Source organism: Micromonospora sp. NPDC005686 (genome assembly GCF_042871665.1).
Classification (GTDB): Bacteria; Actinomycetota; Actinomycetes; order Mycobacteriales; family Micromonosporaceae; genus Micromonospora.
In genome coordinates, this window is record NZ_JBIAIY010000007.1 from 26536 (window position 1) to 41511 (window position 14976).

The window sequence follows — 14976 nt, forward strand, 5'->3', positions numbered from 1 at the left end:
CGCAGCGCTTCGGGTGGCATGTCCCGAAACCTAGTAGCCGCGCCACTCCTCGCGGGCGTAGTCCAGCACCCTCGGTCGCAGCAGGGTGGAGGCCGGCACGTCCAGGCGGGCCCGGTCGGCGGGGAACGTGCCGGCGGCGGCCAGCACCGCGGGGGTGAGGAAGCGCAGCGGCGGCGGGTCGTCCGGCAGCGCCAGCTCCGGCGCGACGTCACCGGGTGCGGCGAGCACGAATCCCCAGTCGCCGAAGCTCGGCACGTCGACGTGGTACGGCAGGGTGGCGAAGCCGGCCTCGCGGATCGACCGCTCGATCGACCAGTACGACCGGGGCGCGAAGTAGGGCGAGCCGGACTGCACGACGAGCCGCCCGCCAGGGGCCAGCACCGGCCGGATCAGCGTGTAGAACTCGATCGTGTAGAGCTTCGCGGTGGCCGTCTCGTCCGGGTCCGGCAGGTCGGCGATCACCACGTCGAAGCGGTCCGTGGCGGTACGCAGCCAGGCGAACGCGTCCAGGTTGAGCACCCGTACGCGGGGGTCGGTGAGCGAGCCGCGGTTCAGCTCGCGCAACTGCGGCTCGCGGCGGGCCAGCTCGACCACCGCCGGGTCGAGGTCGACGAGCGTCACCGAACGCACGTCCGGGTACTTGAGGATCTCCCGCGCGGCCAGCCCGTCCCCGGCGCCGAGCACCAGCACGTCGCCGTGCGGCCCGCGCATCGCCGGATGCACGAGCGCCTCGTGGTAGCGGTACTCGTCGATCGAGCTGAACTGGAGGTCGCCGTTGAGGAACAGCCGCAGGTCGGTGTCGGAGTGGCCGGGCTCGCGCACCGAGCGGGTCAGCACGATCTCCTGGTAGCGGCTGCGCTCGGCGTGCACCACCGGGTCACGGTAGAGCTGCTGGCGGGCGGTCACCTCGAAGTCCTGGGCGGTCACCCACGCGTACCCGAGAAGCAGGCCGACCACGACGGTGGCCGCGCCCAGCGCGGCCCGCGCCCGCCGGCTGAGTTCGGCGCGGAACACGGTGAAGACGAGCACCACACCGGCGACCGCGTTCACCGCGCCCACCACGAGCGCGCCCTTGAGCTGGCCGAAGACCGGGATCAGCAGGAACGGGAAGGCCAGCCCGCCGAGCAGCGCGCCCACGTAGTCGGCGGCGAACAGGTCGGCCACCGCGCTGCCCGCGGACTGTTCCCGGATGCGTTGCAGCATCACCATGAGCAGCGGGATCTCCGCGCCGATCAGCAGGCCGAGCACGAACGCGGTCCCGACGAGCGCCGGGCCGTACAGATCGAGCCAGGCGAACGCGGCGTAGAGGCCGAGCACGGACAGGCCGCCGAGCAGCGCCAGCGTCAGCTCGATCACCGCGAACGAGACCACCGCCCGGGACTGCAACGGCTTCGCCAGCAGCGCGCCGACGCCCATCGCGAAGACCATCACGCCGAGCACGATCGACGCCTGGCCGACCGTGTCACCGATCAGGTAGCTGCCGAGCGCGACCAGCGCCAGCTCGTACACCAGGCCACAGGCCGCGCAGACGAAGACCGCGAGCAGGACCGCCGCGCGGGCCAGGCGCCACCGCGGCCGCGCGGCCACGTCGGCGGTCACCGCTCGCCCCGGGTACGCCGCGCGGGAGCGATCTCGAGGCGCCTCGTGGGCTCCGGGATCAGGGGCGCTCCCCGCTTCGGCAAGGGTGCGCCCGGCGGGGCGGGTTTCGACGCGACGGCGATGCGGCGCTGGCGGACGCCCACGGCGAGGAACAGCGCGGCGAACGCGAACAGCCCGGCGGTCACCAGCAGCAGGACCCACCGGTCCCGCAGAAAGTCGTTGCCCGCGTCGGGCAGCGGGGCCGGGGCGGCGGACGGGCCGGCGGACGGCGTCGCGGCCGGCTCGGCGAGCCCTCGCTCGGCGGCGAGCAGCGGAAGGATCATGGCGGCCCGGGTGACGGCCTGGCCCGGGTCGTCGAGGAACGCGCCCGCGTCCAGCCCGAAGCGGCCCAGCCCTCTCCTGATCGCGGTCAGGTCGGCGACCTCGATGTCGTCCGAGCCCTCGACCCGGACGATGACGGAGTCCTCCACCTCGCTGCTGGACGAGGTGTATCTGATCTCCGCGGAGACCTGGATCCAGCGCGTGCAGCCGGACGCGTCGGCCACGGGCGTCCCGTCACCGACGTTGGAGCCGACACTCACCTGGTCGGACCGGTCGAGCAGTTCCCAGCCGTAGCAGATGCCCTGGCTGTCGGCGGCGGCCCGGAGGATCGGCACGGCGCCGGAACGCTCGTCGTCCGCCGGGGCGGGTACGGAGGTGTCCGAATCCTCGCTCAACCCGATGATGACGCCGATGACGCAGGGGCCGACCAGGCACCCGACGACCAGGGTCCAGGCCAACACACTCGTGAGCTTGCCCGTGCCCTGCGACGTCGAGTGCTTGGAGGCAGTGCTGCTCATCAGATGATCGCGGCTGCGATGATCGCGCCGGTGGCGAGGTGCACCGTGGCGGAGACCCACACCGCCGGATGCGGCTGCGGGTCGACCAGCAGCTCACCGAGCTTGCCCGGGGTGACCGCGTCGAGCAGCACGAACGCCGCCGCCATGATCACCAGGCCGAGGATGCCGTACGCGGCGGCGCCGACCAGCCCCAGCTTCCAGTCGTTGGCGCTGGCCACGATCGCGGCCACCACGATGGTGCCCACCCCGACCAGGTTCGACGAGAGCAACAGCGCCGCATTGCGGTTGCGCTCGACCCAGATCAACTCGTGAAGCTTGCCCGGGGTGGCCACATCGACCAGGACGTACCCGACGGCCATCAGGACGACGCCGACCACGCCGTACGCGAGGGTGACCAGCAGATCGGTGACAAGGTTCTCCACAGAAGACTCCAGAGTGAGGGGATAGAGCGAATGACTACTTACCGGAACCGGGGCCACCGCCCCGCACCGTGCTGCCTCGGCCCCAGCCCCAGCTGTTGCCGACGACGGTGTGGTAGCGGGGATAGGCGGTGGTCATCCTCTCCAGCAGGATCACCGATCCCACCGCGAGCGGGAGGATCACCACCGAGTCGTCGTCGTAGCGCAGGTAGACGCCGCTGCCGTCGACATACTGGTCGGCCGGCTTCCACTTGTCGGTGATCTGCTTGGACACCTGGCTCGGCGTCTTGTTCGAGGTGTACGCGACCGCCTGCGACCCGATGTCCCGCGTGGGGGCACGGCGGAAGGTGTCCTGCACGTAGCCCCGGGGCGAGAAGTTGCCGTTGAAGATCGCGAAGGCGGCGATGAGCGCACCGACGACGGCGACCGCCACGCCCACCACGAACCACCGTCGGTATGTCACAGCTCCTCCACCACGGTCTCGGTCAGGACCAGCTCGTTCGTCTGGGGGTAGACGTGCCAGGTACGCCAGGCCAGCGCGCCGTCCGGCGGGCGGGGCCGGACGGAGAGCGCGGTGACCGCGTCCTCGTCGCCCGGGAAGACCCCGACCAGCGCGTACGGGTCGTCGGCCAGCTCGGCGCGCAGCGCCGCGACCCGGGTACGCAGGCCGTCGCCGTCCGGCCGGAGCACCGTGGCGAGGAACCGGTAACCGGTCGTCTCGTCGTGCAGGGCGTTCGGCAGGTGCGGCGGGCGGCCGGGCAGGCAGGCGACGGTCTCGGTGAGCCCGCCGAGCACCACCTGGTGGGAGGCGCCGAGCAGGCGCAGCCGCAGCCGGGGCAGGCCGGGCAGGTCGAGGTCGCGTACGGCCAGCGCCGGCAGCTCGGGGCCGCCGAGGGCCAGGCTCAGGTCGGCGGCGCTGGTGTCGATGTAGGGCGCGTCCAGGCAGACGAGCACGTCAGCGCACCGTTTCCGGGCCACCCTGCGGGTAGATCATCACCTCGGCGCGGCGCAGTTCCTCGCCGAGGTTGACCTCCCAGCCCGACTCCCCGTACGCCTCGAACGACAGCCGCGCGCCGCCGGGCGCCTGGTAGTCGTGATAGCGCATGGTGCCGCGCGGATCGAGGCCGGTGCCCTCGGTCGCGGTGTACCGGGCCTGGCCGGACTCGTCCCAGTTGTAGCGGCGGCCGGCCATCTCCAACGTCGGGGCACCCGGCGTCACGGTGGCCCCCGGCTCGCTGGTCCAGAGCACCAGCTCCAGATCCGGGTCGGCCTCGACGGAGAGCCAGCGCTTCACCCCGCCCGCGTCGTCGAGCAGGTGCTCCGCCCAGCTCCAGCCGCCCTCGACCAGGTGCACCGAGCCGCGCACGGTGTACGGCACCGCGCGGATCTCGACGATGTCGCCGGGCTTGAGCCCGCGCGGGTCGCCGCGCAGCGCGTCGGCGTCCCGGTCCCGGAACGGGTCACCCGGCGCCGCCTTCGTCTTCGGGTCGGACGCGGACCGGGACTTCCGCATCGCAATCACGGCGATCACCACACCGGCCACCCCGACCAGGCACCCGAGCGTCGTCACCAGCCACGCCACTGAACCGTTCACAGCCGCCTCCCCAAGGTGCTCGGCGGGAACGGTAACAACCGCACGCACGCCTGCTGAAGTCCTGGACGCTGAGTATCCGCTCAGTTACCGACGTGGCCGGCGAGCCGGTCGGCCGCGTACTCGCCCAGCGTGGCCCGGCCCATCAGGCAGCCGGAGAACGTGGTGAACTCGCCGTCGTGGTCGCGCAGCCGGGTCCACGCCGCCCGCCCGGCGGCCGGGTCGACCGCCTCCAGCAGCGTCGCCGCGTACGCCCGACCGGCCGGCGAACCCTTGCGGAGCAGCTTGTCGACCCGCTTGCGGGCCGCCTCCGGGTGCTCCCGCAACCCCTGCTCCAACCGCCGGTACGCCTCGGTCGCGGGCAGCATCTGCCCCGCCAGCCCCACCCCGCCGAAGGCGAGGGTGTCCGCGCGGTCGAGTTCCCGCGCCGCCTCGTCCAGTTCCCGCTCCCACGTCCCGCTCATACCTCACTATGTGCCCACCCCGCCGACCCGTCACCCCTCCCGCTCCGGCCCTCACGGCGGAAGGCCCGGCCTGGAGGGCCGGGCCTTCGCGGGGTGGTGCGGGTCAGGCGGCGGTCACCGCCAGGGACTCCTTGGTGTCGGACAGGTCGACGCGGACCGTGTCGCCGTCACGGATGTCACCGGCCAGCAGCGCCTTGGCGAGCTGGTCGCCGATCGCCGACTGCACCAGCCGGCGCAGCGGGCGGGCACCGTAGATCGGGTCGTACCCGTGCTCGGCCAGCCACGTCCGGGCCGCGTCGGTGGTCTCCAGGCCCAGCCGGCGGTCCGCAAGACGGGTTCGCATCCGGTCGAGCTGGATGTCGACGATCGACCGCAGGTCCTCGCCCTGGAGCGCGGCGAACACCACGATGTCGTCGAGCCGGTTGAGGAACTCCGGCTTGAAGTGCGACCGGACCACCGCCAGCACACCCTCCCGGCGCTCGTTCTCGGTCAGCGTCAGGTCGCTGATGACCGACGAGCCCAGGTTCGAGGTGAGGATCAGGATCGCGTTGCGGAAGTCCACGGTACGACCCTGGCCGTCGGTGAGCCGGCCGTCGTCGAGCACCTGGAGCAGCACGTCGAAGACGTCCGGGTGCGCCTTCTCCACCTCGTCCAGCAGGATCACCGAGTACGGGCGGCGGCGTACCGCCTCGGTGAGCTGGCCGCCCTCCTCGTAGCCGACGTACCCGGGCGGGGCGCCGACCAGGCGGGCCACGGAGTGCTTCTCGCCGTACTCGCTCATGTCGATGCGGACCATGGCCCGCTCGTCGTCGAAGAGGAACTCGGCGAGCGCCTTGGCCAGCTCGGTCTTGCCGACGCCGGTCGGCCCGAGGAACAGGAAGCTGCCGGTCGGGCGGTCCGGGTCGGCGACGCCGGCCCGGGCGCGGCGGACCGCGTCGGAGACGGCGCCGACCGCCTCGGCCTGGCCGACCACGCGGTCGCGCAGCGACTCCTCCATCCGGAGCAGCTTGGCCGTCTCGCCTTCCAGCAGCCGCCCGGCGGGGATGCCGGTCCAGGAGGCGACCACGGCGGCGATGTCGTCCGCGCCGACCTCCTCCTTGAGCATCGCGCCGTCGGCCTGGAGCCGGGCCAGTTCCTCCTCGGCCTGCTTCAGCTCGGCCCACAGCGCGGGGATCCGGCCGTACCGCAGCTCGGCGGCGCGTTCCAGCTCGCCGTCGCGCTCGGCCCGCTCGGCCTCGCCGCCGAGGCGCTCCAGCTCCTCCTTTGCGGTGGAGAGCTTGGTGATGTGGCTCTTCTCGGTCTGCCAGCGCTCGGAGAGCGCGGTGAGCTGCTCGCGCTTGTCGGCCAGCTCCTTGCGCAGCCGCTCCAGACGCTCGGCGGAGGCGGCGTCCGGCTCCTTCGCCAGCGCCATCTCCTCGATCTCCAGCCGGCGTACCGCCCGCTCGATCTCGTCCACCTCCACCGGCCGCGAGTCGATCTCCATGCGCAGCCGGGACGCGGACTCGTCCACCAGGTCGATCGCCTTGTCCGGCAGGAACCGGTCGGTGATGTACCGGTCGGAGAGCGCGGCGGCGGCCACCAGCGCGGCGTCGGTGATCCGTACGCCGTGGTGCACCTCGTAGCGCTCCTTGAGCCCGCGCAGGATGCCGATGGTGTCCTCGATGGTCGGCTCGCCGACCAGCACCGGCTGGAAGCGCCGCTCCAGCGCGGGGTCCTTCTCGATGTGCTCGCGGTACTCGTCGAGCGTGGTCGCGCCGACCATCCGCAGCTCGCCGCGCGCCAGCATCGGCTTGAGCATGTTGCCGGCGTCCATCGAGCCCTCGCCCTTGCCCGCGCCGACCACGGTGTGCAGCTCGTCGAGGAACGTGATGACCTGGCCGTCGGAGTTCTTGATCTCCTCCAGCACGGACTTCAGCCGCTCCTCGAACTGGCCGCGGTAGGACGCGCCGGCCACCATCGCGCCGAGGTCGAGCGAGACGAGCTTCTTGTCCCGCAGCGACTCCGGCACGTCGCCGGCCACGATCCGCTGGGCCAGGCCCTCCACGATCGCCGTCTTGCCGACGCCCGGCTCGCCGATCAGCACCGGGTTGTTCTTGGTACGCCGGGACAGCACCTGGATCACCCGGCGGATCTCCGAGTCCCGGCCGATCACCGGGTCGATCTTGCCGTCGCGGGCGCTGGCGGTGAGGTCCACGCCGTACTTGGCCAGGGCCTGGTAGGTCTGCTCCGGGTCGGCGGTGGTGACCCGGCGGTCCCCGCCCCGGACGGTGGGGAACGCGGCGACCAGGTTCTCCTCGGTGGCGCCGGAGTTCTTCAGTGCGACCGAGACCGCGCCGCCGACCCGGGCCAGCCCGGCCAGCAGGTGCTCGGTGGAGGTGTACTCGTCGCCCAGCGGCCGCGCGATCTGCTCGGCGGCGCCGATGGCGTTGACGAACTCGCGCGCCAGCGTCGGCTCGGCGATGCTCGACCCGCGGGCGGCGGGCAGCGCGTCGACCGAACGCAGCGCGACGCGGCGCAGCTCGGCCGGGTCGGCCCCGACAGCACGCAGCAGACCTGCGGCGGTCGAACCCTCGGTTTCCAGCAGTGACAGCAGGAGGTGCCAGGGCTCCACGGTGGCGTGACCGCGCTGGTTCGCCAGCGCGACGGCACCGGTGATGGCCTCGCGGCTCTTGGTGGTGAGACGTTCCGTGTTCATGGGCTCCCCCGGATCGGCGTGTCCACTGGACATGACACAACCAGAGTTGAGTCTATTCCGCTCAACTCCATCCCTGTGACGTGAGTCACCGTCCGCCGGTCCGGCCGGGGGCGCAAGGGGTCCGCTCGGCGCCCCCTGATCCCGCACCGCCGGGCGGCCGATCCACCCCGAACGCGGCAGGTGCGCGGCAGCGGTAGCCTCACCCGCGTGCGAGTACGTGTCGAACAGACCGCCCTGCCCGGGATCGGCGTACGTCATGATCTGATGACGGAATCCGGCCGCCGGCTCGGCGTGGTCTCCCACCGCAATGGCCGCCGCGACCTGGTCCTCTACGACCCGGACGATCCCGACTCCTGTCAACATGACATACCGCTGACCGACGACGAGGCCGAGGCGCTCGCCGACATCCTCGGCGCGTCGCTGATGCTGGGTCAGCTCTCCGGTCTGCGCGAGCAGGCCGCCGGGCTGCTGACCGAGCAGATCGCCATGCCGGCCGGGTCGAAGTACGTGGGCAGGCGGCTCGCGGACACCAAGGCACGCACCCGGACCAGCGCGTCCATCGTGGCCGTGCTGCGTCAGGGCGCCGTGAACGTCTCACCCGAACCCACCTTCCGGTTCGAAGCCGGCGACGTGATCGTCGTGGTCGGTACCCGTCAGGGGCTCGACGGCGTGACAGCGATCCTCGCCGAGACCGACCCGGACGGCTGACGCGTATGCACGAAACCACAATCCTGCTCATCGAAGTCGGTGCGCTGCTGCTCCTGCTCGGCCTGCTCGGCCGCCTGAGCCGCCGCGTCGGGGTCTCACCCATCCCGCTGTACCTGTTCGCCGGCCTGGCGTTCGGGCACGGTGGCCTGCTGCCGCTCAACGCCAGCGAGGAGTTCTTCGCCGTCGGCGCGGAGATCGGCGTGATCCTGCTGCTGGTCATGCTCGGCCTGGAATACAGCGCCAACGAGCTGGTGGGCAACCTCCGCTCGGCCGCGCCGGCCGGCCTGATCGACGCGGTGTTCAACGCGCTGCCCGGTTTCGCCTTCGCGCTCCTGCTCGGCTGGGGCTGGGTGGCGGCCGTGGTGCTGGCGGGCGTGACCTGGGTGTCGTCGTCCGGCGTGATCGCCAAGGTGCTCGCCGACCTGGGCCGGGTCGGCAACCGGGAGACCCCGGTGATCCTCTCCGTCCTGGTGATCGAGGACTTGGCGATGGCCCTCTACCTGCCGCTGGTCACGGCGCTGCTCGCCGGGGTCGGCCTGACCAAGGGCGGCATCGCGCTCGCCGTCGCGGTGTTCACCGTGGTCCTCGTGCTGGGCGTGGCGATCCGGTACGGCCACCTGATCTCCGCCGCGCTCTCCGCGAAGGACCCGGAGGCGCTGCTGCTCGGGGTGCTCGGCCTGACCCTGCTGGTCGCCGGCGTCGCGGCCAAGCTCCAGGTGTCGGCGGCGGTCGGCGCGTTCCTGGTGGGCATCGCGCTGTCCGGGCCGGTGGCGCACCACGCCACCGAACTGCTCTCCCCGCTGCGCGATCTGTTCGCCGCGGTCTTCTTCGTGTTCTTCGGGCTGGTCACCAATCCGCTGGACATGCCTCCGGTGCTGCTGCCCGCGCTGCTGCTCGCAGTGGTGACCATGGCGACGAAGGTGGCCACCGGCTACCTGGCCGCCCGCCGGGTCGGGATCGCCGAGCCCGGACGCTGGCGGGCCGGGCTGGCGCTGACCCCGCGCGGCGAGTTCTCCATCGTCATCGCCGGGCTCGCCGTCGCGGCCGTCTACCCGGTGGAGCCGAAGCTCGCCGCGCTCGCCACCGCGTACGTGTTGATCACGGTGGTGACCGGGCCGCTGCTCGCCCGGCTGCCCGACACCCGGTGGTTCAAGCAGTGGCTGCGTACCCGCGCCGCCGCCGTACGGCCGCCCACGCCGCTGCCTCTGGGCTCCGGCGACTGACCCGGGGCCGGGCCGGATCAGCCGCAGGGCAGATCCGGCCCGGCGTTGTCAAATTGATCCCGGGAAGGTCTACCCCTGCTCCGTCAAACCGCGTTAACGTTTCGGCCCAGCAGCCAGGGTCCGCGGGTGGCGCGCGCCCCCGCCAGCGCAAGCGGAAGGTCGGCCGGTGAGCGTGCAGGAAGGTACGTTCCGCGGCTTTGCCAACCCGGTCGATCCCTCGCCCGCCGAACTGCGGGCGTGGGCGTATCAGCCGGATTCGGTGCCGCTGACCTCGATGCCGCCGGACTGGGATCTGCTGGTCGCCGGTGACCACCTGGTGCAGACGCTGTTCGACCTGGCGATGGACCAGAGCTGCCCGGCCCGGCGGTTCGCCCTGCACTGCCTCTACATCTACGCCGCCGACGGCATCCGGACGAACTTCCGCGCCCACCCCAAGCGCCGGTTCCGCAAGCTGGTCGAGCAGGCGGAGAAGTCCGGCGACGACTTGATGATCAACTGGGCGCACAACAGCCGGGTGCTGCTGGCCCGGCCGGACCTCTTCGTCTACCGGGACTGGTGCGAGGGCGGCCTGGTCCGCGAGAACCGCCGCCTCTGAGCAAACGACGAACGGGCCGGGATCCCCCGTGGATCCCGGCCCGCACGTCGGCGGATCGTCAGGTCGATCCGCCCTGCTTGCGGCGCCGCTCGTCGTCCCGCGCCCGGTCCACGCCGTGGTCCGTCTGGTCGGCGAAGCGCCCTTCCTTGACCGTGTCGCTGAAGCGTCCCTCGGTGACCCGGTCGAACCGCTCGCGGACGTTCTCGGCCACCTTCTCCAGCCGTTCCTCCGCGCGCTCGGCCACCTTCTTCGCCGGTTCCGTCATGGCTCCCCCCGCCAGCCCGGAGTCCGCATTCGGGGCTTTTGCCCCTATGGAAAAGCGTAGTGGACCGCGCCCTGCTGTACCCCGTTTTCCCCGACCCGGCCCGCGAACCGCCCGGGCGACGACGAAGGCCGGCGCGGCCCCGGGGGAGCGGGGCGCGCCGGCCTTCCGGTACGAGGTCAGCGGTCGGGTGCGCGGCGTGGACGCCAGACGACGAGCGCGGTGGACGTGCGGCTGGTGGGCACGAGGTCACCGCGGGGGAAGCCGCCGAGCGACTCCAGCTCGGTGATCCGCCGGTACGCGGCGTCCAGCTCCGCCTCCAGCCGGGCCACCCGCTGCTGCGCCTCTTCGAGCAGCCGTTCCAACCCGATGATCCGCTTGACCCCGGCCAGGTTGATCCCGTCGTCCTGGCTGAGCCGCTGCACCTCGCGGAGCAGCACCACGTCCCGGACGCTGTACCGGCGACCGCCGCCGGACGCCCGGCCGGCCTGCACCAGGCCCAGCCGGTCGTACTGGCGCAGCGTCTGGGGGTGCATCCCCGCCATCCGCGCGGCCACCGAGATCATCAAGACCTTGGCCTCGTAGGCCGGGTCACCCGAGCCGACGTACTCCTCCGACATGCCCGCTCACCTCCGCTGCCGCCGTCAACTGAATCGACGTACCCGCGCGTCGAGATGTTCCCGCGCGGCGGGCGGGGTCTGCGCCGCGAAGGTCTCCAGCGCCGCCCGCGCCTCGTCCGAGACCTTCGCCGGGACCACCACGTCGAGCGTGACCAGCAGGTCACCGGCGCGGCCGTCCTTGCGTACGACGCCCTTGCCGCGGGCGCGCAGCACCCGCCCAGCGGGCGTACCCGGTGGCACCCGCAGGGTCACCGTCCCGTCCAGGGTCGGTACGCGCAGGTCCGTGCCGAGAACCGCCTCGGCGTACGTGATCGGGACGTTCAGGGTCAGGTCGTCCCCGGTACGCCCGAACAGCTCGTCCGGGCGGACCTTCACCTGCACGAACAGGTCACCGGCCGGACCGCCCCGCTCGCCGGGCTCGCCCCGGCCGGCCAGCCGGATCCGCTGCCCGTCGGCCACCCCGGCGGGGAAGCGCACGGTCAGCGTGCGGGTCTTGGTGACCCCGCCGGTGCCGTGGCACTCCGGGCACTTCTCCTCGACCATCGTGCCGACGCCCTGGCAGTTGCGGCACGGCTCGGAGAAGCTGAACGACCCCTGGTTGCGGGTGGTCACCCCGGCGCCGTGGCAGACCGGGCAGGCCACCGGCTGGGTGCCGGGCTTCGCGCCGTTGCCGTGGCAGGTGTCGCAGACCCCGGGGGCGCGCAGCGTCAGCGGCAGCGTGACGCCGCTTACCGCGTCGGTGAAGTCGAGCGCCACCTCGGCCTCGACGTCGCGGCCACGGGCCGGGCCGCGCGGACGCGCCGGGCCACCGCCCCCGCCGCCACCCGAGAAGATCGTGCTGAACAGGTCGGTGAAGCCGCCACCGCCGAACCGGCTGTCGCCACCGCCGGCGCCGCCGCCGAACAGGTCGGAGACGTCGAACGGCATGCCGCCCGGCTGACCCGGGCCGCGGGAGTTGCGCCGGAAGGCGCCGGAGCCGAACAGCGAGCGCATCTCGTCGTACTCGCGGCGCTTCTTCTCGTCACCGAGCACCGCGTACGCCTCGGAGACGGTCTTGAACCGCTCCTCGGCCCCGGTGTCGCCGGGGTTGTGGTCCGGGTGCGACTCCCGGGCCAACTTGCGGTACGCCTTCTTGATCTCGTCCGAGGAGGCGGACTTGTCCACGCCCAACGCGGCGTAGTAGTCCTTCTCGATCCAGTCCTTGGAACTCACCGGTCCACCCCCTTCCACGGGTCGAATCCCGGTCGTCCCGCCCGCCCGGTGCGGGCGGGCGGGACGTCACGGGTCGGCACTACTCCGGGTCCGCGACCGCGACCATGGCGGGCCGCAGCAGCCGCTCGCCGAGCTGGTAACCCCGACGCATGACCTGCACGCAGGTCGGCTCGGTCACGTCGGCGGAGGTCTGGTGCGCCACCGCCTCGTGTTGGGTCGGGTCGAACGGGTCACCCTTCTCGCCGAACGCGGTCAGGCCGAACTTGGCGAGCGCGCCGGTGAGCTGCTCGGCCACGCTCCCGAACGGCCCCACCAGGTCGCCGTGCTCGCGGGCCCGGTCCAGGTCGTCGAGGATCGGCAGCAGCGCGGTCAGCACCGCCCCGGTGGCCTGCTCCTGCACCAGGTTGCGGTCCCGGTCGACCCGCTTGCGGTAGTTGGCGTACTCCGCGGTCACCCGCTGGAGGTCGCGGGTGCGCTCCTCCAGGTCGGTGCGCAGCGACTCCAACTCGGCGCCGAGTGGCGCGTCCGTGCCGGTCCCGCCGTCCGGTTCGGCGGGCGAGTCGACCACCACTGTCGGACCGCTGACCTCGGCCTCGCCGCCGATCTCGTCGACCACGACCTCGGCCTCCTCGACCAGCCCTTCGGCGGGCGCGTCGGAAGCCGCGTCGGCCGCCGAGGCGTCGTTCGCCGACTGCTCGGTCACCTTGCCGAGCTTGCGCTTGTCGCGGATGACGACCCGGGGTTCGTCGCCGGTGTCCTTGCCGGCGCCCGGCGCCGACCCGGTGGCACCCGGGTCGGCCGCTCGTGGCTTGTCCGTCATGCGGTTACCTCATCCCTCTGCCGTCGAGTCGTGTCCGGGACCGGATGTCACTTCTTGTCCTCGTCCACGATCTCCGCGTCGACCACGTCGTCGTCGGCGCCACCGGCCTTCGGGCCACCGGCCGCACCCGCGCCGGCACCCGGCCCGGCCGCGCCCGGGGCGGTCTGCTCGCCCTCCTGCTGCTGGGCGTAGAGCAGCGAGCCCGCCTGCTGGGAGACCTGCGCCAGCTTCTCGTGCGCGGACTTGATCTTCTCGATGTCCTGTCCGCCGAGGGCGCTGCGCAGCTCGCCGAGCGCCTCGTTGAGCTGGTCGCGGTTCTCGCCGGGCAGCTTGTCGCCGCTCTCGGCGAGGAACTTCTCGGTCTGCCACTGGAGCGCCTCGGCCACGTTGCGGGTCTCGGCCTCCTCACGGCGACGCTTGTCCTCGTCGGCGTGCTCCTCGGCGTCCCGGCGCATCCGCTCGATGTCGTCCTTCGGCAGCGAGGAGCCGCCGGTGATCGTCATCTTCTGCTCCTTGCCGGTGCCCAGGTCCTTCGCGTGCACGTTCACGATGCCGTTGGCGTCGATGTCGAACGTGACCTCGATCTGCGGCACGCCGCGCGGGGCCGGCGGGAGACCGGTCAGCTCGAAGGTGCCGAGCTTCTTGTTGTAGGCGGCGATGTCCCGCTCGCCCTGGAACACCTGGATCAGCACCGACGGCTGGTTGTCGTCGGCGGTGGTGAACACCTCGGAGCGCTTGGTCGGGATGGTGGTGTTGCGCTCGATGAGCTTGGTGAAGATGCCGCCCTTGGTCTCGATGCCCAGGCTCAGCGGGGTCACGTCGAGCAGCAGGACGTCCTTGACCTCGCCCTTGAGCACGCCGGCCTGGAGGGCGGCGCCGACGGCGACGACCTCGTCCGGGTTGACGCCCTTGTTCGGGTCGCGGCCGGTGAGCTGCTTGACCAGGTCGGTCACGGCCGGCATCCGGGTCGAGCCGCCGACCAGGATGACGTGGTCGACGTCGGAGATCTTGATCCCGGCGTCCTTCACGGCCTGCTCGAACGGGCCCTTGCAGCGGTCCAGCAGGTCCTGCGTCATGCGCTGGAACTCGGCGCGGCTGAGCGTCACGTCGAGGTGCAGCGGACCGGCCGAGCCGGCGGTGATGTACGGCAGGTTGATGTTGCTGGTGGTGGCGGCGGACAGCTCGATCTTGGCCTTCTCGGCCGCCTCCTTGAGCCGCTGCATGGCCATCTTGTCCTGCGAGAGGTCGATGCCGTGCTCGCCGCGGAACGTCTTCACCAGGTGGTCGATGATGCGCTGGTCCCAGTCGTCACCACCGAGCTGGTTGTCACCGCTGGTGGACTTGACCTCCACCACACCCTCGGCCAGCTCCAGCAGCGACACGTCGAAGGTGCCGCCGCCGAGGTCGAAGACCAGGACGGTCTGCTCCTTGGAGCCCTTGTCCAGGCCGTACGCCAGGGCCGCCGCGGTCGGCTCGTTCACGATCCGCAGCACGTTGAAGCCGGCGATCTCACCGGCCTCCTTGGTGGCCTGGCGCTGCCCGTCGTTGAAGTAGGCCGGGACGGTGATCACCGCGTCGGTGATCTGCTCGCCCAGGTACGCCTCGGCGTCCCGCTTGAGCTTCATCAGCGTGCGCGCCGAGATCTCCTGCGGGGTGTACTTCTTGCCGTCGATGTCGACGGTCCAGTTGGTGCCGATCTCACGCTTGACCGACCGGATGGTCCGGTCGGGGTTGGTCACCGCCTGGCGCTTGGCGACCTCACCGACGAGCACCTCGCCGTTGCGGGCGAACGCGACGATCGAGGGAGTCGTACGCGAGCCCTCGGCGTTGGCGATGACGGTGGGCTCACCGCCCTCGAGAACGCTGACGCAGGAGTTCGTCGTGCCGAGGTCGATGCCGACCGCACGTGCCATGTTCGCTTCCTCGCTT

Annotated in this window: 16 protein-coding genes; 3 read left to right on the forward strand and 13 right to left on the reverse strand. The window is 71.9% G+C overall.

The genetic code is table 11. The annotated features are described in order from the left end of the window. Positions 1-30 precede the first annotated feature (30 nt). The 8 genes from ACFYON_RS17295 to clpB all read right to left on the reverse strand — a co-directional run bounded on the left by ACFYON_RS17295 (position 31) and on the right by clpB (position 7607). Positions 31-1599, reverse strand: coding sequence for a polyamine aminopropyltransferase (locus ACFYON_RS17295; RefSeq protein ID WP_354866203.1), 1569 nt, complete (start codon positions 1597-1599; stop codon positions 31-33). Further along, a complete protein-coding gene (locus tag ACFYON_RS17300) occupies positions 1596-2438 on the reverse strand; it encodes a hypothetical protein (RefSeq protein ID WP_387189459.1) in 843 nt (280 codons plus the stop codon). The genes ACFYON_RS17295 and ACFYON_RS17300 overlap by 4 nt, the downstream gene beginning before the upstream one ends. Continuing rightward, the gene (locus ACFYON_RS17305; RefSeq protein ID WP_354866206.1) at positions 2438-2860 is read right to left on the reverse strand and encodes a DUF350 domain-containing protein; all 423 of its coding nucleotides are present in this window, start codon (positions 2858-2860) and stop codon (positions 2438-2440) included. The genes ACFYON_RS17300 and ACFYON_RS17305 overlap by 1 nt, the downstream gene beginning before the upstream one ends. 34 nt (positions 2861-2894) lie before the next feature. Beyond that, entirely contained in the window at positions 2895-3320 is a 426-nt protein-coding gene (locus ACFYON_RS17310) for a DUF4247 domain-containing protein (RefSeq protein ID WP_354866208.1), read from the reverse strand. After that, a complete protein-coding gene (locus ACFYON_RS17315) occupies positions 3317-3811 on the reverse strand; it encodes a DUF2617 family protein (RefSeq protein ID WP_354866210.1) in 495 nt (164 codons plus the stop codon). Before ACFYON_RS17315 ends, ACFYON_RS17310 begins: the two co-directional genes overlap by 4 nt. A 1-nt stretch (position 3812) precedes the next feature. Beyond that, positions 3813-4451 carry a DUF4178 domain-containing protein gene (locus tag ACFYON_RS17320; protein ID WP_354866212.1) on the reverse strand — a complete coding sequence of 213 codons (639 nt, stop codon included), beginning with the start codon at positions 4449-4451 and terminating at the stop codon, positions 3813-3815. A gap of 80 nt (positions 4452-4531) precedes the next feature. Next, positions 4532-4912, reverse strand: a complete 381-nt coding sequence (locus ACFYON_RS17325; RefSeq protein ID WP_354866214.1) for a hypothetical protein — start codon at positions 4910-4912, stop codon at positions 4532-4534. A 103-nt stretch (positions 4913-5015) separates the two neighbouring features. Beyond that, positions 5016-7607, reverse strand: coding sequence for an ATP-dependent chaperone ClpB (clpB, locus tag ACFYON_RS17330; RefSeq protein WP_387320918.1), 2592 nt, complete (start codon positions 7605-7607; stop codon positions 5016-5018). Positions 7608-7814: 207 nt separating this feature from the next. Here clpB and ACFYON_RS17335 point away from each other — a divergent pair, with 207 nt between their 5' ends. The 3 genes from ACFYON_RS17335 (at position 7815) to ACFYON_RS17345 (ending at position 10133) form a co-directional block, all read left to right on the forward strand. Further along, on the forward strand, positions 7815-8315 hold the full coding sequence (locus ACFYON_RS17335; protein ID WP_354866218.1) for a cation:proton antiporter regulatory subunit: 501 nt from the start codon (positions 7815-7817) through the stop codon (positions 8313-8315). 5 nt (positions 8316-8320) lie between these two features. Beyond that, positions 8321-9538, forward strand: a complete 1218-nt coding sequence (locus ACFYON_RS17340; protein ID WP_354866220.1) for a cation:proton antiporter — start codon at positions 8321-8323, stop codon at positions 9536-9538. A 166-nt stretch (positions 9539-9704) separates the two neighbouring features. Beyond that, positions 9705-10133 carry a hypothetical protein gene (locus ACFYON_RS17345; RefSeq protein ID WP_354866222.1) on the forward strand — a complete coding sequence of 143 codons (429 nt, stop codon included), beginning with the start codon at positions 9705-9707 and terminating at the stop codon, positions 10131-10133. Positions 10134-10191: 58 nt separating this feature from the next. On the opposite strand, the gene ACFYON_RS17350 is transcribed toward ACFYON_RS17345, so the two are convergent. From ACFYON_RS17350 to dnaK, 5 genes are all read right to left on the reverse strand, one after another. Beyond that, on the reverse strand, positions 10192-10398 hold the full coding sequence (locus ACFYON_RS17350; RefSeq protein WP_354866224.1) for a hypothetical protein: 207 nt from the start codon (positions 10396-10398) through the stop codon (positions 10192-10194). Positions 10399-10574: 176 nt separating this feature from the next. Then, positions 10575-11015 (reverse strand): heat shock protein transcriptional repressor HspR, encoded by a 441-nt coding sequence (locus ACFYON_RS17355; RefSeq protein ID WP_354866226.1) that lies wholly within the window; start codon positions 11013-11015, stop codon positions 10575-10577. Positions 11016-11039: 24 nt separating this feature from the next. After that, positions 11040-12227, reverse strand: coding sequence for a molecular chaperone DnaJ (gene dnaJ, locus ACFYON_RS17360; protein ID WP_354866228.1), 1188 nt, complete (start codon positions 12225-12227; stop codon positions 11040-11042). Positions 12228-12306: 79 nt separating this feature from the next. Beyond that, positions 12307-13047, reverse strand: coding sequence for a nucleotide exchange factor GrpE (grpE, locus tag ACFYON_RS17365; protein ID WP_354866230.1), 741 nt, complete (start codon positions 13045-13047; stop codon positions 12307-12309). A 47-nt stretch (positions 13048-13094) separates the two neighbouring features. Beyond that, positions 13095-14960 carry a molecular chaperone DnaK gene (gene dnaK / locus ACFYON_RS17370; protein ID WP_354866232.1) on the reverse strand — a complete coding sequence of 622 codons (1866 nt, stop codon included), beginning with the start codon at positions 14958-14960 and terminating at the stop codon, positions 13095-13097. Positions 14961-14976 lie beyond the last annotated feature (16 nt).

Bases quoted from the DNA above. Each gene is read 5' to 3' on its own strand.
- clpB (WP_387320918.1), bottom strand. From the start codon at position 7,607: ATGAACACGGAACGTCTCACCACCAAGAGCCGCGAGGCCATCACCGGT.
- grpE (WP_354866230.1), bottom strand. From the start codon at position 13,047: ATGACGGACAAGCCACGAGCGGCCGACCCGGGTGCCACCGGGTCGGCG.
- ACFYON_RS17355 (WP_354866226.1), bottom strand. From the start codon at position 11,015: ATGTCGGAGGAGTACGTCGGCTCGGGTGACCCGGCCTACGAGGCCAAG.
- ACFYON_RS17325 (WP_354866214.1), bottom strand. From the start codon at position 4,912: ATGAGCGGGACGTGGGAGCGGGAACTGGACGAGGCGGCGCGGGAACTC.
- dnaK (WP_354866232.1), bottom strand. From the start codon at position 14,960: ATGGCACGTGCGGTCGGCATCGACCTCGGCACGACGAACTCCTGCGTC.
- ACFYON_RS17350 (WP_354866224.1), bottom strand. From the start codon at position 10,398: ATGACGGAACCGGCGAAGAAGGTGGCCGAGCGCGCGGAGGAACGGCTG.
- ACFYON_RS17340 (WP_354866220.1), top strand. From the start codon at position 8,321: ATGCACGAAACCACAATCCTGCTCATCGAAGTCGGTGCGCTGCTGCTC.
- ACFYON_RS17300 (WP_387189459.1), bottom strand. From the start codon at position 2,438: ATGAGCAGCACTGCCTCCAAGCACTCGACGTCGCAGGGCACGGGCAAG.